Here is a 19,863-nt window from a genome sequence, read left to right as displayed (position 1 = left end):
CAGACCTCCGCAATTCGAGCAAAGCCAGACAATCTGTTGTCTGTTAAATCAGTCACAAGCGATCCCTTGAACTAGTGGTATTCCAATTAGTGTTTTATTTTGGCTAAAAACAAAACAAGCGGCACCAGCCGCTTGTTTTACTTTATCAAAAATGAATTGGAGGGGGAAACCGCTCAGTTAAGTTTTGATAACTAATCGATTACTCTGCTTCACTTCTTCCATTACTACATAGGTTCGCGTGTCATTAACACCCGGCAAACGCAGTAAGGTTTCGCCCAATAATTTACGATATGCAGACATATCGGCCACTCGGGTTTTTAATAGATAATCGAAATCACCTGAGACTAAATGACACTCTTGAATTTCTTCTAGCTGCTGAACAGCATGATTGAATTGTTCAAATACGTCAGGCGCGCCACGGTTTAGTGTAATCTCAACGAAAACCAACAATGAGGCATCTAAATACTGCGGATTTAAAATTGCAGTGTAACCGGTAATGTAACCTTGGCGCTCAAGGCGTCTAACCCTTTCTAAACATGGCGTAGGGCTAAGACCTACCCGTTTCGAAAGTTCCACATTTGATATGCGGCCATCTTTTTGCAACTCATTAAGTATGTTGCGATCAATACGATCCAGTTCCTTCATTGGTCGACCTTTTGCTTCCATTAATGGTGATACGTATGTTGTCCCTAATACACCAGCTTGTTACTGACTATTCATGCACAAAAATCAACGCAAATTGCATAATTTTTATGGTAATCCTTTCCATCACAAATAAGTCATTCCAAGCAAGATGCAGAGCTAAAACCCAAGTGAACAAACTTTTTTAAACTTTTGTTTTATCCCTGAGCATTATTTATTCCACAAAATCCACGTACTATCAAGTAAAAAGCCGAATTAATGGCTAGATAAATACGCATATCCATATAAAGTTTTAGTATTTGGAGGGATTAAACAAGCCTATTATGCTGTAGCTAACAAAACTTCTGCTCTTGAGTAGATAACAAGTTTTTAACTACTGGGCGCTTGATATTAAGATTTATACCCTCATATACCAAGCAAGAACTGTAAAGGAATTGTAGCAATCATGAGTAACGCGAAGCACCACAAATTAGTCATTCTAGGCTCTGGGCCTGCTGGATATACTGCCGCTGTTTATGCAGCAAGAGCTAACTTAAGCCCGGTATTAATTACCGGAATTCAGCAAGGTGGCCAGCTGACCACCACCACTGAAGTTGAAAACTGGCCAGGTGATGCTGAAGGCCTCACAGGGCCTGCACTAATGGAGCGCATGCTCGCTCATGCAGAAAAATTTGAAACAGAAATTATCTTCGACCATATCAATGAAGTAGATTTCAAACAAAAACCGTATCGCTTAAAAGGGGATAGTGGTGAATACACCTGTGATGCACTCATCATTGCGACCGGAGCTTCAGCAAAATACCTAGGTTTACCCTCAGAAGAAGCCTTTAAAGGCAAAGGGGTATCGGCATGTGCTACCTGTGATGGTTTTTTCTATCGCAATCAAAAGGTGGCCGTTGTTGGTGGTGGCAACACCGCCGTTGAAGAAGCCTTGTATTTGTCCAATATTGCTTCCGAAGTCCATTTAATTCATCGCCGCGAAGAATTCCGCAGTGAAAAAATCTTAACCAAGCGATTAATGGATAAAGTCGCTAACGGTAATATTGTTCTTCATCTAAACCAAACCTTAGATGAAGTTTTGGGCGATGAAATGGGTGTTACGCATGTGCGAACCAAAAGCACTGTAGATGGAAACACGAATGACATAGAAGTTATGGGCGCATTCATTGCTATTGGCCATCAACCCAATACCGGCATATTTGAAGGTCAATTAGAAATGAAAGATGGCTACCTAAAAGTTCAGTCAGGAACCGAAGGGAACGCCACTCAAACCAGCATACCCGGTATTTATGCGGCCGGTGATGTCGCTGACCATATTTACCGCCAAGCTATCACCTCAGCGGGTGCCGGCTGTATGGCTGCTTTAGACGCTGAACGTTACTTAGATAGCGTAAACGACTAGTTTTACTTGAATCAAGCCGGTAGCTTTATCGGCTTGATTGTTTGTTACTGTTTAAACTAAGTTTTTTGCTATAATCTAAGGCTGATTATCACTCATCATGTCGACATCGTGCAGCCAATAATAATTGAAGGCAACTCTCCCTTTCCTTCCCCTGAACGCGCCTTAAGCGAGCCCAATGGTTTATTAGCCATCGGGGGAAGTTTAAGCCCTGACAGACTAATATCAGCCTATTCAAACGGTATATTCCCTTGGTTTAGCGACCACCAGCCTATTTTATGGTGGAGCCCAGACCCTAGAATTGGTTTAGCTCTGGAAAAACACGCCATTAGTAAAAGCATGCTTAAATTCATTAAGAAAACCTCTCTCACGGTTACTCTTAATCACAGTTTTGAGCAGGTAATCCGTCACTGTGCGGAGCTGCGAGTAGACGAAACGTGGATAACTCAAGATATGATAAGTGCCTATCTGAGATTACATCATTTAGGTCACGCCCACTCAGTCGAAGTGTGGCAAGAACAAAAGCTCGTTGGGGGCTTATACGGCGTTGCCGCAGGCAGTGTATTTTGTGGCGAGTCTATGTTTCACACTGTTAGCAATGCCTCTAAGCTGGCTTTTCACGTTTTTTGTCGGCACTTTAAACATTGGGGAGGCGACTACATTGATGGCCAAGTAGAAAACCCTCATCTATTAAGCCTTGGCATGCAGTCGCTACCCAGAGCAAGGTTTTTAAGGCTGTTAAAAGATTCGCAAGAAAAGCAGATTGATAAGGTATGCTGGCAACAACAAGGGCTAGATTTATGCGCTTATCTTTAGGCCTCAGCCCTGCCAATACTTGTCCCTATCTACCCGAACAATTTGAGCAGTTGTGCTTCACCTTGTGTACTACCGAAGAAAAGCAGCTTTATTATTCACAGTTATTAACGATGGGATTTAGACGAAGTGGTGATGAACTCTACCGCCCTCATTGTAGCCAATGCCAAGCCTGTGAATCTCTGCGCGTAAATGTGAAGGACTTTCAGCCTTCTCGTTCTCAGAAACGCATACTAAGTAAGGCAGTTGATGTACAAGTTAGCTGGGGAAACAGTTTAAGCGAACAAGATTACCAACTGTTCGCACGTTACATTGAGGCCCGCCATAAAGATGGTTCAATGTACCCAACCAGTGAAACCTCATTTCATCAATTTTTAAGCTGCCAATGGTCAAATACTCAATATCTTCGTTTGTATTTAAAAGACCGTTTAATCGCAGTGTGTGTCACCGACATTCAAAGCAGCGGTTTTAGTGCGGTATATACTTTTTTCGAACCTGAGCTAGCATCCTTGTCGATCGGTACCTTAGCGGTATTGAAACAAATTGAGCAAGCTAAGTTACAAAACACACCATGGATTTACCTAGGCTATCAAGTCGATCAATGCCAAAAAATGAACTACAAACAAAACTATACACCCCATCAACGATTTATTAACGGTAAATGGCAATAGATTTAGAGGATAAACTTTACACAAGGCACTAAATCTGGCATTCTCCCAGCGTTTTTATAAGTGCGTGTCAAACAGAGGACTCAATGGCGAAAGAAGACAATATTGAAATGCAAGGCACAGTGTTAGACACCTTGCCTAACACAATGTTCCGTGTAGAACTAGAAAACGGACACGTTGTAACTGCCCACATTTCTGGAAAAATGCGTAAGAACTACATCCGCATTCTTACCGGAGATAAAGTTACGGTACAACTAACACCGTACGACTTGTCAAAAGGGCGCATTGTTTTCCGCGCGCGCTAATTGCTAGAAAATCGCAATTAAGAAAAAGCCAGCTAAAGCTGGCTTTTTTAGTGGTTTAATAAAATCTAGGCTTCGGCGACTTCATCTTCATACTGAAATTCTAGCTTACCGTCTTTCAAGGCAATACCCACATGTCCACCTTGATTTAAACGGCCAAACAAAATTTCGTTCGCCAAGGGTTTACGCAGTTGCTCTCGGATCACTCGAGACATTGGCCTCGCGCCCATAGATCTGTCGTAACCTTGCTCAGATAACCACAATCTAGCATCCGCATCCACTTCCATTGAAACACCGTTAGCGTCCAATTGAGCTTGTAGCTCCACAATAAACTTATCAACCACTTGTTCGATGATTGTTTCGTCTAAATGGTTAAACCAAATAATGTTATCTAAACGGTTTCTAAACTCTGGAGCAAAAATCCTATTGATTTCTGCCATCGCATCAAAGCTTAAATCTTGCTCTTTAAAGCCAATCGATGAACGATGAGTCTCTTTAACACCTGCATTACTGGTCATCACCAAGATCACATTGCGAAAATCGGCGTGACGACCGTTGTTATCAGTCAGGGTGCCGTGGTCCATCACTTGAAGTAACAAGTTAAACACATCTTCGTGAGCTTTTTCTATCTCATCGAGTAATATGACGCAATGTGGGTGCTTCATGGCCGCATCAGTTAGCAAACCACCTTGATCAAATCCCACATAGCCTGGAGGTGCGCCAATCAAACGAGATACCGCATGACGCTCCATGTATTCAGACATATCAAAGCGGATTAACTCTACGCCCAAGGCTTTTGCCAACTGCTGAGTAACCTCGGTTTTACCCACTCCGGTTGGACCGGCGAATAAGAACGACCCTACCGGTTTTTGTTCAGCACCTAAGCCAGAGCGATTGAGTCGAATCGCATCAACCAGCACATCAATGGCAGGATCTTGACCAAACACCACCATTTTCAAGGTTTCGTTTAAGCCACGTAATGTTTCGCGATCTGAAGATGAAACCTTAGTTTCAGGAATTCGAGCAATCTTGGCCACAATGGCTTCGATGTCTCCAGTACCAATGGTTTTTTTCCGCTTGCTCACCGGCAACATTCGCATGCTAGCCCCCGCTTCGTCGATCACGTCAATCGCTTTGTCAGGTAGGTGCCGCTCGTTAATGTACTTAGCCGCTAGCTCAGCGGCGCTGCGCATAGCTTGCTTAGTGTAGCGTACGTCATGGTGTGCTTCATAACGGCTCTTCAAGCCCATCAAAATCTTGGTCGTGTCTTCGACGGTAGGTTCTACTACATCAATTTTTTGGAAGCGACGCGCCAACGCACGGTCTTTCTCAAAAATCTGATTATATTCTTGGTAAGTGGTTGACCCCACGCAGCGCAATAAGCCATTGCTTAATAATGGTTTGATTAAGTTTGCCGCATCAAGTTGACCGCCAGAGGCCGCACCTGCACCAATAATGGTATGGATTTCGTCAATAAATAGAATGGCGTTTTCTGCATTTTCAAGCTGCTTGAGTAAGGCTTTAAAACGTTTTTCAAAATCGCCTCGATACTTAGTACCAGCCAATAAAGAGCCGATATCTAAAGAGTAGATGGTGGCGTCTTTAATTACGTCAGGCACGTCTTCGTGAACGATACGGTAAGCAAGCCCCTCGGCGATGGCGGTTTTACCCACACCGGCCTCTCCCACCAAAAGCGGGTTGTTTTTGCGGCGGCGACATAATACCTGAATGGTACGGGATAATTCTTTATCACGACCAATTAAAGGGTCAATTTTGCCTTTAAGTACAAGGTGATTAAGGTTGCTGGCAAAGCTTTCTAGTTGCTTGGTATCTTCAGACTGAGCTTCAGTCTCTGCAGGGCCTTGCTCAGCACTTGGCTCGTCGTCTTTACGAATGCCATGGGAAATGAAATTAACCACATCTAAACGGCTAATATCCGCCTTTTTAAGGAAATAAACAGCTTGGCTTTCTTGCTCACTAAAAATAGCGACCAATACATTAGCCCCACTGACTTCACTATTACCGGATGATTGCACATGAAATACAGCGCGTTGCAGAACCCGCTGAAAACCTAAAGTAGGCTGGGTTTCTCGCTCGCCATCGTCTTCTGGAATAACAGGCGTGGTTTGTTCAATGAAACTACTCAACTCTTGATTAAGTTGATTGAGGTTAGCCCCGCAAGCCACTAGGGCTTCTTTTGCGGCGGAATTATCTAATAAACCCAGCAACAAATGTTCTACAGTCATAAATTCGTGTTGCTGCTGTCTCGCTTCTTTAAACGCTTGGTTTAAAGTTTGTTCCAACTCTTTATTTAGCATGCATAGGCCCCCTAAAGACAATCAATACTACTTAGCTATGCTTTCTCCATGGTACACATCAATGGATGGTCGTTTTGTTTGGCATAGCTATTAACTTGTGCAGCTTTTGTTTCAGCTACTTCGGCCGTAAAAACTCCGCAGACTCCTTTACCTTTGTAGTGAATGGTCAACATAATTTGAGTTGCTTGGTCTAAGTCCATATTAAAAAATAACTGCAACACCTCAATAACAAACTCCATAGGAGTATAGTCATCATTATTTAAAACCACCTTATACATCGGAGGCGGCGCAGTAAGATTCTTCGCCTCTTTGGTGATTTCTTCAACATCTAGCCAATCAGATAATTTGCTCATATAAAACTATTGTAGTGAAAACGCGTCTCTGTTCTCAACATAACCGCTTTGACTTAACAAGGCTAGTAGAAAAATGCCCTGAAAACTTGACTGTAGTAAATATTTTACTAAATTGTTAAACAGCTGACTTAAAGTTGTGTCAAAAATGACCAATCTAGTCAGTTTGGTAGATAAATTTTATAGGGAAATGTGGTATGCCAAACGGAACAGTTAAATGGTTTAACAACGCAAAAGGATTTGGTTTTATTTGCCCGGATACAGGCGGAGAAGATATTTTTGCCCATTATTCGACAATTCAAATGGAAGGGTATCGCACCCTGAAAGCAGGTCAACCTGTCCAATTTGAAACCCAGCAAGGCCCTAAAGGGAGCCATGCTGTGAGTATCGTTTTTGACGATAGTCAGCAATGACCTTTTGCTAGCAAAGCTCTGCTAAGCCAAATGCCAGTCATCACGACTGGCATTTTATTTTGTAAAGAACCGCAACTCATCTCCCCCCGATCAAAACCTTGGGCACAAAAAAACCGGTGACATGCACCGGCTTAATCGTATTTAGGCTAACGGTTAGCGTAAACCATCAACAATCTGATTAAACAGAGTGCTTGGACGCATCGCTGCTGCAGCTTTAGCTGCATTGGGTTGGTAGTAGCCATTTAGGTCAACTGCAGGGCCCTGAGCAGAGTTTAACTGCGCTACAATTTCAGCTTCGTTGGCGCTTAGCTTCTCAGCGACAGTTGTAAAAGTAGCTTTTAGCTCGGTGTCGCTATCTTGAGCGGCTAAACACTGAGCCCAGTACATACATAAGTAAAAGTGACTGCCACGGTTATCTAGCTCTTTAACTTTACGTGAAGGCGATTTGTTCTGGTCTAAAAACACCCCCGTCGCTTTATCTAAAGTACTGGCTAGCACAGCCGCCTTGGCATTATCTGTCACTTGACTTAAATGCTCTAGCGAGGCAGACAACGCTAAAAACTCACCTAAAGAATCCCAACGTAAGTGGTTTTCTTTTTCAAATTGTTGCACGTGTTTTGGGGCAGAACCACCAGCACCCGTTTCAAATAAACCGCCGCCATTCATTAAGGGAACAATCGACAACATTTTTGCTGATGTACCCAACTCAAGAATTGGGAACAAATCAGTAAGATAGTCACGTAATACATTACCGGTGACTGAAATAGTGTCCAAACCTTGCTTAACTCGTTCAAGAGAGAATTGAGTCGCATCGTTAGGTGACAAGATCTTAATTTCAAGACCCGTGGTATCGTGTTCAGCGAGATAGCTTTCAACTTTGGTAATTAACTGTGCGTCATGAGCGCGTTGGCTGTCTAACCAAAATACCGCTGGCGTATCACTTAAACGTGCACGGTTTACCGCCAGTTTCACCCAATCACGTATCGGTGCGTCTTTCACCTGACACATTCTGAAAATGTCACCCTGATTAACCGTTTGGCTTAATACAACTTGCCCATTGCCATCAATGACTTCAACAGTACCCGCAGCAGGAACCGCAAACGTCTTGTCGTGTGAACCATACTCTTCCGCTTTTTGTGCCATCAAACCCACGTTCGCGACAGACCCCATAGTGGTTGGGTTGAACGCACCGTTTTCTTTACAAAAATCGATAGTTTGTTGGTAAATACCCGCGTAGCTGCGATCAGGGATCACTGCTTTTGTATCCTGTTGCTTGCCTTCGCTATTCCACATTTGACCAGAAGCACGAATCATCGCAGGCATAGACGCATCAATAATCACGTCACTCGGTACATGTAAGTTAGTAATGCCTTTATCCGAGTCAACCATGGCCAAAGCAGGACGTTGCGCATACACCGCTTCAATAGCCGCCTTAATTTCGTCTTGCTTGGCACTGTCTAAGCTTTGGATTTTGGCATAAACATCACCTAAGCCATTGCTTACATCTACACCCAACTCGTCAAATAATTCGCCGTATTTAGCAAATACGTCTTTAAAGAATACTTTAACCACATGGCCAAAGATGATCGGATCTGACACTTTCATCATGGTGGCTTTCATATGCAATGAAAACAATACACCTTTCGCTTTAGCATCTTCAATCTCAGCGTCAATGAAACAAGCTAACTCAGCAACATTGAGTGCTGCAGCGTCGATCACCTCACCCGCGAGTACAGGAAACGCCTCTTTCAACACTTGTACTTCACCCGTATCCGTTTTCAACTGGATAGACACGGTACCGGCTTCTTTAATCGTTGCAGACACTTCGCTGCCGTAAAAGTCGCCTTGGCTCATGCTAGCAACATGGCTTAACGAATCTTTCGCCCATGCGCCCATCGAATGCGGGTTGTTGCGGGCATATTGTTTAACAGAACCAGGGGCGCGGCGATCAGAGTTACCTTCGCGTAACACGGGGTTAACCGCACTTCCTTTCACTTTGTCATATTTTGCTTTAGCGTCTCGTTCTAGATCGCTAGTAGGCTCTTCTGGGTAATCGGGTAAAGCATATCCTTGCGCCTGCAGCTCTTTAATCACGGCTTTTAGCTGCGGCACTGAAGCACTAATGTTAGGCAACTTAATGATGTTAGCTTCTGGCTTTTTAGCCAGCTCGCCGAGTTCAGCCAATGCGTCTGAGATTTGTTGTTGCTCTGTTAATAGCTCAGGAAAGCTGGAAATAATACGACCCGCTAGTGAAATATCACGAGTTTCTACGTTTACACCAGCGGCATTAGTAAATGCTTGTACAATCGGTAACAATGAATAAGTGGCTAAGGCTGGCGCTTCGTCCGTTAAGGTATAAATAATCTTTGACGTCATGTCGGTCCCTAAAGTTGTGGTTGCTCTCGCTACGGCCGCCATTTCTTGCATTAATGGTCGAGTCCGTGAGGTGGCTAGTAACAAACAAAGAATGAAACACGCTCTATTTATCTACTGGCCGTCCAATAATTCGGCCAAAATAATAAACCATTTACAAACGCATTAACATTGTTTTACTAGTGGTACATCCAATAGCTGTTACAATTGGCGCCATGAAAAAGTTAACAAACACCCCAAAGCCGCGCCGTTTTAAACGAAAGGCTGAAGCTAATCCTACAAAACCATTGAATGGCCCACGCCGTTTAGTTTTGTTCAACAAACCCTTTGATGTACTAAGCCAATTCACCGATGGACAAGGTCGCTCGACCTTAAAAGACTATATTGATATCGCCGACGTTTACGCTGCCGGCAGACTCGACCGTGATAGCGAAGGCCTACTGCTATTAACAAACGACGGTAAGTTGCAACATCAATTAGCCAACCCTAAGGCCAAAACCAGTAAAACCTATTGGGTTCAGGTTGAAGGCGTACCTAGCGATGAAGATTTAGCCCCTTTGCGTAAAGGGGTTGAGCTAAAAGATGGGCCATGTTTACCGGCTAAAGTTAAACCGATAAACCCACCCGATTTATGGCCACGCACCCCCCCCGTACGCGAGCGTAAAACTATTCCAACCAGTTGGTTAAGCATTACCATCAAAGAAGGGCGCAATCGGCAAGTAAGACGCATGACCGCAGCCATCGGCTTTCCTACTCTGCGCTTAGTACGCTACCAAATTGGCGAATACACCCTTAAAGGGATCGCAAACGGTGAATACCAGCAATTAGTCGACGACCAGATAGCATAAACTGGCCGTTTGAAATGCTGTTTTCATCACAGAATTTCTGGTAGAATTCGCCCCAAATTTTTTCCAACAAGTTAGCATGAACTCAAACAACACTAAAAAAGTGATTGTCGGTATGTCCGGCGGCGTTGATTCCTCAGTTTCAGCCTACTTGCTTATACAGCAAGGCTATCAGGTTGAAGGTCTTTTTATGAAGAATTGGGAAGAAGACGATAACAGTGAATACTGCGCAGCGGCTGAAGACTTAGCCGACGCACAAGCTGTATGTGACAAATTAGGTATTAAGCTACATACCATTAACTTCTCAGCGGAATACTGGGATAACGTATTTGAACACTTCTTAGAAGAGTACAAAGCGGGTCGCACGCCAAATCCAGACATTATGTGTAACAAGGAAATTAAGTTTAAGGCATTTTTGGAATTTGCCGCAGAAGAACTGGCAGCAGATTACATCGCAACGGGCCATTATGTGCAACGCCGCTTTCAAGACGGTCACTGGCAAATGTTACGCGGTTTAGATAGCAATAAAGACCAAAGCTATTTCTTATACACATTAGAAGAAAAGCATATTGCCCAAACCTTGTTCCCAGTAGGCGACATTGAAAAGCCAGACGTTCGCCGTATTGCCGAAGAGCAAGATTTAATTACCGCCAACAAAAAAGATTCTACCGGGATCTGTTTTATTGGTGAGCGCAAGTTTACCGACTTTTTAGCTCAGTATTTACCGGCTCAACCCGGTGATATAGAAACCTGTGAAGGCAAAGTCATTGGTCGCCACCAAGGATTGATGTATCACACTCTTGGTCAGCGTAAAGGCTTAGGCATTGGCGGCACTAAAGACGGCAATGAGACCCCTTGGTATACGGTCGATAAAGATATCGAACGTAACGTACTGATTGTTGGCCAAGGTCACGACCACCCACGGCTAAAATCTCAAGCGCTGATTGCAGGCCAATTACATTGGGTAGACCGCAAGGTGATAACCGAAGAGCTGCGCTGTAGCGTTAAGATTCGTTATCGCCAGCAAGATGTTCCGTGCACCATTATTCCGCAAGCTAACGACGAAATTAAAGTGGTATTCGACCAACCACAAATCGCCGTGACGCCCGGCCAATCAGCCGTATTTTACTTAAACGAAGTCTGTTTAGGTGGCGGTATCATTGAACAGAAAATTGGCATATAAGCGCTATGAGTAATTCACTATCTAACCGTGTCATCGCTTTCGCCGGTATTTGCCAAGCAGCGAAATTAGTCCAAGATGTAGCGCGTACTAGCACCTGCGAAGAAGCCGGCCTAAGTACTTGCCTTAACAGTATTTTGGTCACCGATCCTAAAGAAACGGTAGATGTGTTTGGCTCATTAGCCGAGCTTAAATTAGGCCTGGGCGTAATGAGCGCTCAGCTCAACAGCCAACAAGAGAAACGTAACGCCGAGATAACCCGTTACTTGGTCAGTTTACTCGCGCTTGAACGGCGTTTAAATAAACGTCCTGATCTTATGGGCATGATGGGCGAACGTATCACCCAACTAGATCGACAGTTGCAGCATTTCGAATTGTTAGACCAACAGGTACTTGGCGGCATTGCCGACATCTACAGCGATATAATTAGTCCTTTAGGTCCACGTATCCAAGTTGCAGGCAATGTTAGTCACCTGCAGCAACCGGTTGTTCAACACAAAGTTCGCGCCTTACTGTTAGCCGGAATACGCGCCTGCGTATTATGGCGACAATTAGGCGGCCAACGTAGGCAACTACTGTTTTCTCGAAAGAATTATTTACAGCAAACCACACAACTTTTAAACACCATTGATTAGTTAATTTAGGAGATCACCATGGAACTGTCGGCATTGACAGCCATTTCCCCGATAGACGGACGCTACGGGGACAAAACTTCTGAACTGCGCAGTATTTTTAGCGAATTCGGCTTAATTAAATATCGCGTAAGGGTAGAAATTCGTTGGTTACAAAAACTTGCCCAGCAGCACAACATCGCAGAAGTGCCTGCCTTCTCTCCTGAAGCCATTGCCTTTTTGGATAGCATTAACGATAACTTTAGCGAAGCTGATGCTGCCCGCGTTAAAGAAATCGAACGCACCACTAACCATGACGTAAAAGCGGTTGAATACTTCTTAAAAGAGAAAGTCGCCGGCAACGCAGAGTTAGACGCGGTTTCTGAATTTATTCACTTTGCGTGTACCTCAGAAGACATCAACAACTTGTCGCACGCCTTAATGCTAAATGAAGCGCGCAACAAGGTATTAGTGCCTTACCTACAAAAGTTGATTGACGCGATTACCGAGGTGGCAAAAGAACTACGCGATACGCCTTTGCTTTCTCGCACCCACGGCCAACCAGCATCGCCCAGTACCATGGGCAAAGAAATGGCTAACGTAGTGGCACGCTTACGTCGTCAGCTTACCCAAATTGAAGCCGTAGAAGTACTGGGTAAAATTAACGGTGCAGTAGGTAACTATAACGCCCATATATCTGCTTATCCAGAAGTTGACTGGCACACATTCTCAGAAGAGTTTGTGACTAGCTTAGGCGTTCAGTGGAACCCTTACACCACTCAAATTGAACCGCATGATTACATCGCAGAATTGTACGATGCTATCGCTCGTTTCAATACTATTTTGCTAGATTTCGACCGCGATATTTGGGGTTACATTTGCCTAGGCCACTTTAAGCAAAAAACCATTGCTGGTGAAATTGGCTCTTCAACCATGCCACATAAAGTTAACCCAATTGATTTTGAAAACTCAGAAGGTAACTTAGGCATCGCTAACGCACTATTTGGCCATTTGGCGGCTAAATTGCCTGTATCTCGTTGGCAGCGTGACCTTACTGATTCAACGGTTCTCCGTAACTTAGGTGTTGCTATGGGTTACTCACTCATTGCTTATCAGGCGACCCTAAAAGGCGTCAGTAAGTTACAGATAAACGAAGCTAACCTACTCAGTGATTTAGACAGCAACTGGGAAGTATTGGCCGAGCCAGTACAAACCGTTATGCGCCGCTACGGTATCGAGAAGCCTTACGAGAAGCTTAAAGAGTTGACCCGTGGTAAGCGGGTAGATGCTGAAGCCATGCGTGAGTTTATCGACGGTTTAGACATGCCTGAAGCAGCAAAAGTCGAACTGAAGAAAATGACCCCTGCCAATTACATTGGCGATGCGGTTAAGTTGGTAGACCAACTATAATCGACAGCCTTCCTTGCTAGGTAAATTTACCAAAGCCGACTTAATCGTCGGCTTTTTTGTGTCAGCAGTACTCTCACTATTACCCGCGCTTGCTAACGCCATGCAATAATACCGAACGGCGATCGCTTGGCCGCTGTTTTAATCGCTGACATATCCGCAACTTAATTAGCCTTGTTTTCAGCGATGGACAAAGAGCCCTAGCTTGTTCGATATTTATAGTATGAGCATTAACACCGAACTAGACAAACTCATCAGATTTCTGCGATATTGCCAATCACCGCCTTTTGTTTATGGGATTATTTATGTTGTTTAGCGTTTGGCTCACCTTTGTCGTTGCCTGTATCATTTTTAGCTTATCGCCAGGCGCGGGGGCAGTAGCCACCATCAGTCATTCTTTGAGCGGCGGCTTTCGGCAAGCTTGCAAAAACATCGCGGGCTTGCAGTTGGCGCTGATTGTTCACCTAGTAGTGGTTTCTGTAGGGCTTGGCGCTTTATTAGCCTCTTCAGCCATAGCTTTCACTTTGATTAAGTACTTAGGGGCAGCCTATCTACTCTACCTAGGCTTGAGTAAATTTTTCGACAAGCCTAAACGTTTACACACTGGGCGAGATACCATTAAATCCAGTTCGGAGTTAATCAGACAAGGTTTCATTGTTAATCTAATGAACCCTAAATCGATCATTTTCTTGGCTGCGTTTTTACCTCAATTTGTAAGCCCCAATAACGAACTAATTAGCCAGTACTTATTACTGGGATTAACCGTGGTATTGATCGATTGTGCGGTTATGTTCAGTTATGCAACCCTCGCTACAGCAGCTAAACCATGGCTAGGAAAAGCTCGCTTTATCGCCTTACAAAATCGCGTGTTTGGCTCGTTATTCATCATGATGGCTGTGGTCTTAGCCCGCGTAGAGCGATAACCTGAAGTAAATAGCGCTTTAACGCTCTAATTATTCATTGCTAATTAAGGCTAAGCACAGTAGCGTAAATCTAACAATGAGTGAACAACAGAGAAGCAACGCAATGAAAAACACCCTAGCCATTTTATTGGCCAGCAGCCTTTTAGTCGCTTGTGATAGCAGTGAAGTCGCTGACGTATCACTTGGCTTGTTTACCACCAAAGATATTAAAATTAGCGTACTCAATGATCCGTTAATACCAGGGGTGACTTGTCACATTGCAAATGTTGAGGCGGATTTAGACTTTGCCGACCCTAGCGATGCCTCTATTTCCTGCCGCCAAACAGGCGAAATAACAGCCGCTATGCTGACCAATATCGATACCTCAAAATCTGGCGAAGTCGTCTTTAAAAAGTCAAAGAGCATTCTGTTTAAATCACTAAAAATTCGCCGTATATACGATCTTGAGTCACAAACGTTGATGTACTTGTCGTACTCCACTAAAGAAACCTCGGGGAGTTACAAACACAGTTTATCAACGGTACCGCTTTGGGGAACTCAAGCCTACCAAGAGCCAAGCCTTGTCACTCCCTAATCTAGCAATACTCGGTTTTACTCTACCACCATAAAAAAGGCCCTCCAAGGAGGGCCAAACAGTACAATGGTAACAACAGTTCTTGAGCTTTGCGTTTATTTTGCAGCCAGTATTTTTAATTCACTGGCAACAAACTCAACATGTGGACCAATTACAACTTGTACCGCTGTTTTGCTCGGTACAATCACACCTGGCACATGTTTTTTGAGTTCTTTTACATTAACTTGGCCACTGTCTTTCACTTCTAAGCGAAGACGGGTTGCACAGTTATCTACCAATACAACATTATCTGTACCACCTAGCATGGTAAGCACTAAGCCTGCCACCTCTGCATGCGAACCACCAACACTTAAGGTCGTTTCGTCTTCGTCAGCTTCTTCACGGCCCGGTGTTTTCAAGTTCATTTTGATGATCATGGTTTTGAAGACGAAGTAGTAAATTGCAAAAAACACTAAACCTTGTGGGATTAACATATACCAGTTAGTGGCTAATGGGTTACGTGAAGACAGCACCATATCGACCAAACCCGCACTAAAGCCAAAGCCAGCCATCCACTGCATTGAGGCGGCAATAAATACCGACACCCCGGTAAGTAGAGCGTGCACCACATAAAGTACCGGGGCGACAAACATGAAGGCAAACTCTAGTGGCTCTGTTACACCCGTAAAGAAAGACGCCGTTGCCGCTGCAATCATAATTGACGCAACTTTACTTTTGTTTTCTGCTTTAGCTGTATGATAAATAGCCAGCGCTGCACCCGGTAGACCAAACATCATAATAGGAAAGAAACCCGCCATGTATCGGCCTGTTTCACCTGGTACGGCATCCGCAGCCACACTCAAAAATTTACCTAAATCATTAATGCCCGCCATATCAAACCAGAACACAGCGTTTAATGCATGGTGTAAACCCACCGGAATAAGGATGCGGTTGAAGAAACCATAGATGCCGGCCCCTACAGATCCTAGACCGGTAATGCTTTCACCAAAGGTGACTAAACCTCCAAAGATAAGCGGCCAAAGATACATCAGTACAAAAGCCATACCGATACCTGCCACTGAAGTAAGAATAGGCACTAAACGCTTGCCACTAAAGAATGACAACGCTTTGTGCAGCTCAACTTGGTAGAAGCGATTATATAGCTCGGCAGCCATAATACCGCTGATAATACCAACGAACTGATTATTGATTTTAGAGAAAGCCAAAGTACTAGACTCATCTAAGGCCACTAGTCCGATTTGCTCTACCGCGCCTGGCGCTAGCAAAGTAGTAATCACCATGTAACCAATGAAACCGGCCAAGGCTGCTGCGCCGTCTTTATCACGAGACATGCCGTAAGCAATACCAATAGCAAACAGTACCGACATATTGTCAATAATAGCGGCACCAGACTTAATTAAAAATGCCGCTAATGCACTGTTCCCACCCCAACCGTTGGGGTCTATCCAGTAACCAATTCCCATTAAAATGGCCGCTGCAGGTAATACTGCAACGGGTACCATTAAGGCTCGTCCAATCTTCTGTAAATAGGTAAACATAGTATCCCTCTTTATGGCTATCATTAACCAAATTCAAATTTATTAGCGGCAATTGCCAATTCGACCTTAGTGTTCCAATACACAGCGAGTCTTGCTAAACGTTCCACCAAGAACTTAATTCGCAGTGTAAATAATTAAATTCTCCACGCAAATAAAGATTGGGTAAATATGTGATCAATACGTTACTAAATTATTTTTAAACTGCTACTAATCACATTTTTAACGAAACTTATTTCTCGACGAGAATTAAACTGCTAAGATAAATCAAAACTTGCGGAGAAAAATCATGAGACTGATACCTTTACTAGACAAAGAACAAGTAGGACGCTGGTCTGCACTTTATATCGCAGAGAAAATTAAGTCCTTCAAACCTACCGCTGACAAGCCTTTTGTTCTCGGTTGCCCTACTGGTGGCACCCCGCTCACCACTTATAAACACCTTATAGAACTACACAAACAAAAACGGGTTAGTTTTGAGCATGTTGTGACTTTCAATATGGATGAATATGTCGGGATCCCTAAGCAACATCCGGAAAGCTATTACAGTTTCATGCATAACAACTTCTTCTCACATATTGATATCAAAGCTGACAACATCAACCTACTCGATGGTAACGCTGAAGATTTAGAAGCCGAATGCGCCCAATATGAAGCAAAAATTAAGCAGTACGGTAAAATTAACTTATTTATGGGTGGCGTTGGTGTAGATGGTCATATTGCATTTAATGAGCCGGCATCATCATTGGCTTCACGCACGCGAGTTAAAACCCTTACAGAAGATACTCGTATGGTTAACTCGCGCTTTTTCAACAACATCGAAGAAGTCCCAAAACTGGCCTTAACTGTTGGTGTAGGTACCCTCTTAGATGCTGAAGAAATCCTTATACTGGTGACCGGACACAATAAGGCGCAGGCCCTACAAGCAGCCGTAGAAGGGAGCGTTAACCATCTATGGACTATATCTGCGCTACAAATTCACCCTAAAGCAATGGTAGTATGCGACGAGCCTTCAACCATGGAACTGAAAGTAAAAACAGTTCGTTACTTTCAAGAACTTGAAGCCAACAACATAAAAAATATTTAGGAAAATCGGAATGATGTATGCCCTTACCAATGCTCTAGTTTTTGATGGTTGCGAATTGTTAAATGGCTATTCCGTATTAATTGAAGACGGCCAAGTCAGTTCGGTAGTTCCTAACCAACAAGTATCACCACAGATCAGTAGTATCGACCTCAATGGCGCGGTGTTATGCCCAGGTTTTGTTGACCTGCAGCTAAATGGTTGCGGAGGGGTGATGCTCAATGGCGAATTTACTGCCCACAACCTGGAGGTTATGCATAACAGTAACCTTAGAAGTGGCACCACGAATTTCATGCCGACACTTATCACTACCAATGATGAGGAAATGGAGCAAGCGGTAGAAGTATCGCGCGCACATCAACTCAGCCATGGTACGGCCAACTTGGGCTTACATTTAGAAGGCCCCTACCTCAGCGTGGATAAAAAAGGCATACATAGTGAAGCGCTTATTCGCCAACTTAACCAACAGCGCTTACGCTTCTTACTAGATAACAATGACGCGATTAAAAAAATCACCTTAGCACCCGAACATGTCAAATTAACCACCATTTCGGCATTAAAAGAAGCAGGCATATTAGTCTCATTGGGACATACCAACGCCAGTTATCAACAAGCCAGTGAAGCAATCAACGCAGGGGTAGGATTTGCCACCCATTTGTACAACGCCATGAGCCCAATGACGGGGCGTGAACCCGGCGTAGTCGGTGCAATTTATGACCATAACCTGTTCGCTGGTATTATCGTCGACGGCCACCATGTTGCCGACGCCAATGTACGCATCGCCAAGCGTTTACTTCGCCACAAATTGTGTTTGGTAACCGACGCCACTGCTGCTGCTGGAGCCGATATAAGTAGCTTTGATTTTGTGGGACGCAAAATTACCGTACAAGATGGGATTTGCTTTGGTGATGATGGTACACTCGGCGGTTCTGCTCTAACAATGATTGGGGCAGTAAAAAACTGCGTACAATCAGTCGGTTTGTCTATGAGAGACAGTTTAAGAATGGCTTCTTTGTATCCAGCAACTGCAATCTCACGAGACGATAGATTTGGCCGAATCAAAGCAGGTTATAGCGCAAACTTAACCGCATTTGACCAAGATTTTAATGTCACTTTAACGATTAGCGATGGCCAACTCACACGGTTTTAAGCAACAAAAGCATGAATAACAAACTTATTGTCAACGTAGATAAAGTTAAACAGGTAAACACTGCAGCAGTATACGGAATGATAGATCAATTAGGTCCGATTTCACGTGTCAAAGTCGCTGAAGAAAGCCAATTGGCTCCGGCCAGTGTGACTAAAATCACTCGTCAGCTGATCGCTACAGGCCTAATTAAAGAAGTGGCTCAGCAAGCGTCTACTGGCGGGCGTAGAGCTATTTCTTTAATGACAGAACAAAGCCACTATTACTTTATTTCGGTGCGTTTAGGTCGTGGAGAAATGGATATTTCGCTATTTGATTTAAGCGGAGAATCTCATGCTCACAATAAGCTTGTTATTGCAGAAGTAGAGCAGCAACCCTTAGTAGATACCCTGCTTAGCAACATTGATGCTTTTATTAAACAACAAGTGAGTGCTTCTCAAAACCTAATCGCAATTGCCATAACCCTTTCTGGTTTGGTTAATCCCGGTGAAGGCTTGGTAGTATATACGCCGCATTATCAGCTTCGTGACTACCCTCTCGCATCCATCATTGAACAACGCTTTTCACTCCCCGCTTATATCGGTAACGATACCCGAGCCATGGCGCTCGCTGAGCACTACTTTGGCTCAACCAGAGACTGCTTAGATTCAATTTTAATTACCGTTCATAACGGGGCCAGCGCAGGTATCATTGTTAACGGCCAAGTGTTTATGAGCCAAAACCGCGATGTTGGAGAAATAGGACATATTCAAGTTGATCCTTTGGGGGACCGCTGCCAATGCGGTAACGTAGGTTGCTTAGAAACTATTGTATCTAATAGTGCCATTGTAGAGCGCCTAAAGACCTTAATTAGCCAAGGCTGCCCTTCGATATTGCAAGGTGACTTTGGTATTGAAGATGTATGTTTCGCTGCCAATCAAGGGGACATGTTATGTCATCAAGTGTTGCACCGCGTAGCAAAAATGCTCGGCAACAGTATCGCTATTACCATTAACCTATTTCATCCAGAGAAGATCGTCATAGCGGGTGAAATAATGGCGGCACAGAGCATACTGTTACCGACCATCAAACAATGTATCGACCACCAAGCACTAAGCTCTTTTGCCCACGGTTTACCTATTGAAGCTGCGCATTTTCAGAAAAATCCTACTATGGGTGGCTTGGCGCTCGTGAAACGGGCCTTACTAGACGGAAGTTTATTGATCCGTTTAATCAACGAAAAGTCACAAGCGCGTTAGCCACGCCTAAAGCTAATAATGACTATAAATGTAATTAGGCG

19 protein-coding genes are annotated in these 19,863 nt (G+C 43.9%); 14 read left to right on the top strand and 5 right to left on the bottom strand.

The window, feature by feature from the left end:
* Positions 1–177: 177 nt before the first annotated feature.
* Positions 178–666 carry a leucine-responsive transcriptional regulator Lrp gene (gene lrp / locus M0C34_RS08480; RefSeq protein WP_248715199.1) on the bottom strand — a complete coding sequence of 163 codons (489 nt, stop codon included), beginning with the start codon at positions 664–666 and terminating at the stop codon, positions 178–180.
* Between the two features lie 421 nt (positions 667–1,087).
* Here lrp and trxB point away from each other — a divergent pair, with 421 nt between their 5' ends.
* The 4 genes from trxB (at position 1,088) to infA (ending at position 3,827) form a co-directional block, all read left to right on the top strand.
* Positions 1,088–2,044: a thioredoxin-disulfide reductase gene (gene trxB / locus M0C34_RS08475; RefSeq protein ID WP_248715198.1), complete on the top strand. Its 957-nt coding sequence runs from the start codon at positions 1,088–1,090 to the stop codon at positions 2,042–2,044.
* Positions 2,045–2,149: 105 nt separating this feature from the next.
* Entirely contained in the window at positions 2,150–2,857 is a 708-nt protein-coding gene (gene aat, locus M0C34_RS08470; RefSeq protein WP_248715614.1) for a leucyl/phenylalanyl-tRNA--protein transferase, read from the top strand.
* Entirely contained in the window at positions 2,842–3,525 is a 684-nt protein-coding gene (locus tag M0C34_RS08465; protein WP_248715197.1) for an arginyltransferase, read from the top strand. The genes aat and M0C34_RS08465 overlap by 16 nt, the downstream gene beginning before the upstream one ends.
* Before the next feature lie 83 nt (positions 3,526–3,608).
* On the top strand, positions 3,609–3,827 hold the full coding sequence (gene infA, locus M0C34_RS08460; protein WP_016401030.1) for a translation initiation factor IF-1: 219 nt from the start codon (positions 3,609–3,611) through the stop codon (positions 3,825–3,827).
* A gap of 65 nt (positions 3,828–3,892) precedes the next feature.
* Here infA and clpA read toward each other — a convergent pair whose 3' ends face one another.
* On the bottom strand, positions 3,893–6,142 hold the full coding sequence (clpA, locus tag M0C34_RS08455; protein WP_248715196.1) for an ATP-dependent Clp protease ATP-binding subunit ClpA: 2,250 nt from the start codon (positions 6,140–6,142) through the stop codon (positions 3,893–3,895).
* Between the two features lie 35 nt (positions 6,143–6,177).
* Positions 6,178–6,495: an ATP-dependent Clp protease adapter ClpS gene (clpS, locus tag M0C34_RS08450; protein WP_248715195.1), complete on the bottom strand. Its 318-nt coding sequence runs from the start codon at positions 6,493–6,495 to the stop codon at positions 6,178–6,180.
* A 194-nt stretch (positions 6,496–6,689) separates the two neighbouring features.
* Here clpS and cspD point away from each other — a divergent pair, with 194 nt between their 5' ends.
* Positions 6,690–6,905: a cold shock domain-containing protein CspD gene (gene cspD / locus M0C34_RS08445; protein ID WP_137674740.1), complete on the top strand. Its 216-nt coding sequence runs from the start codon at positions 6,690–6,692 to the stop codon at positions 6,903–6,905.
* Between the two features lie 153 nt (positions 6,906–7,058).
* On the opposite strand, the gene M0C34_RS08440 is transcribed toward cspD, so the two are convergent.
* Positions 7,059–9,281 (bottom strand): NADP-dependent isocitrate dehydrogenase, encoded by a 2,223-nt coding sequence (locus tag M0C34_RS08440; RefSeq protein WP_248715194.1) that lies wholly within the window; start codon positions 9,279–9,281, stop codon positions 7,059–7,061.
* 212 nt (positions 9,282–9,493) lie between these two features.
* Between M0C34_RS08440 and M0C34_RS08435 the strand changes: the two genes are divergently transcribed.
* From M0C34_RS08435 to M0C34_RS08410, 6 genes are all read left to right on the top strand, one after another.
* On the top strand, positions 9,494–10,126 hold the full coding sequence (locus M0C34_RS08435) for a pseudouridine synthase (protein ID WP_248715193.1): 633 nt from the start codon (positions 9,494–9,496) through the stop codon (positions 10,124–10,126).
* Between the two features lie 76 nt (positions 10,127–10,202).
* The gene (mnmA, locus tag M0C34_RS08430) at positions 10,203–11,306 is read left to right on the top strand and encodes a tRNA 2-thiouridine(34) synthase MnmA (RefSeq protein WP_248715192.1); all 1,104 of its coding nucleotides are present in this window, start codon (positions 10,203–10,205) and stop codon (positions 11,304–11,306) included.
* A 5-nt stretch (positions 11,307–11,311) separates the two neighbouring features.
* Positions 11,312–11,938, top strand: coding sequence for a high frequency lysogenization protein HflD (gene hflD / locus M0C34_RS08425; RefSeq protein ID WP_248715191.1), 627 nt, complete (start codon positions 11,312–11,314; stop codon positions 11,936–11,938).
* A gap of 18 nt (positions 11,939–11,956) precedes the next feature.
* Positions 11,957–13,324, top strand: a complete 1,368-nt coding sequence (purB, locus tag M0C34_RS08420; protein ID WP_248715190.1) for an adenylosuccinate lyase — start codon at positions 11,957–11,959, stop codon at positions 13,322–13,324.
* A gap of 302 nt (positions 13,325–13,626) precedes the next feature.
* Positions 13,627–14,244, top strand: coding sequence for a homoserine/homoserine lactone efflux protein (rhtB, locus tag M0C34_RS08415; RefSeq protein ID WP_248715189.1), 618 nt, complete (start codon positions 13,627–13,629; stop codon positions 14,242–14,244).
* A gap of 103 nt (positions 14,245–14,347) precedes the next feature.
* Positions 14,348–14,818, top strand: coding sequence for a CreA family protein (locus M0C34_RS08410; RefSeq protein ID WP_248715188.1), 471 nt, complete (start codon positions 14,348–14,350; stop codon positions 14,816–14,818).
* Positions 14,819–14,913: 95 nt separating this feature from the next.
* Here the strand turns inward: M0C34_RS08410 and nagE are convergent, their stop codons facing one another.
* Entirely contained in the window at positions 14,914–16,356 is a 1,443-nt protein-coding gene (nagE, locus tag M0C34_RS08405) for an N-acetylglucosamine-specific PTS transporter subunit IIBC (protein WP_248715187.1), read from the bottom strand.
* Positions 16,357–16,642: 286 nt separating this feature from the next.
* On the opposite strand from nagE, the gene nagB reads away from it, so the two are divergent.
* From nagB to M0C34_RS08390, 3 genes are read left to right on the top strand one after another with little or no spacing between them, the layout of a single operon-like run.
* Positions 16,643–17,440 carry a glucosamine-6-phosphate deaminase gene (gene nagB, locus M0C34_RS08400; protein WP_248715186.1) on the top strand — a complete coding sequence of 266 codons (798 nt, stop codon included), beginning with the start codon at positions 16,643–16,645 and terminating at the stop codon, positions 17,438–17,440.
* A gap of 10 nt (positions 17,441–17,450) precedes the next feature.
* Entirely contained in the window at positions 17,451–18,587 is a 1,137-nt protein-coding gene (gene nagA, locus M0C34_RS08395; RefSeq protein ID WP_248715185.1) for an N-acetylglucosamine-6-phosphate deacetylase, read from the top strand.
* Between the two features lie 11 nt (positions 18,588–18,598).
* Positions 18,599–19,822, top strand: coding sequence for an ROK family protein (locus M0C34_RS08390; protein WP_248715184.1), 1,224 nt, complete (start codon positions 18,599–18,601; stop codon positions 19,820–19,822).
* Positions 19,823–19,863: the final 41 nt, after the last annotated feature.

The organism is Agarivorans sp. TSD2052, from assembly GCF_023238625.1.
Taxonomy (GTDB): Bacteria; Pseudomonadota; Gammaproteobacteria; order Enterobacterales; family Celerinatantimonadaceae; genus Agarivorans.
This window is presented reverse-complemented; position numbering and strand designations above follow the sequence as displayed.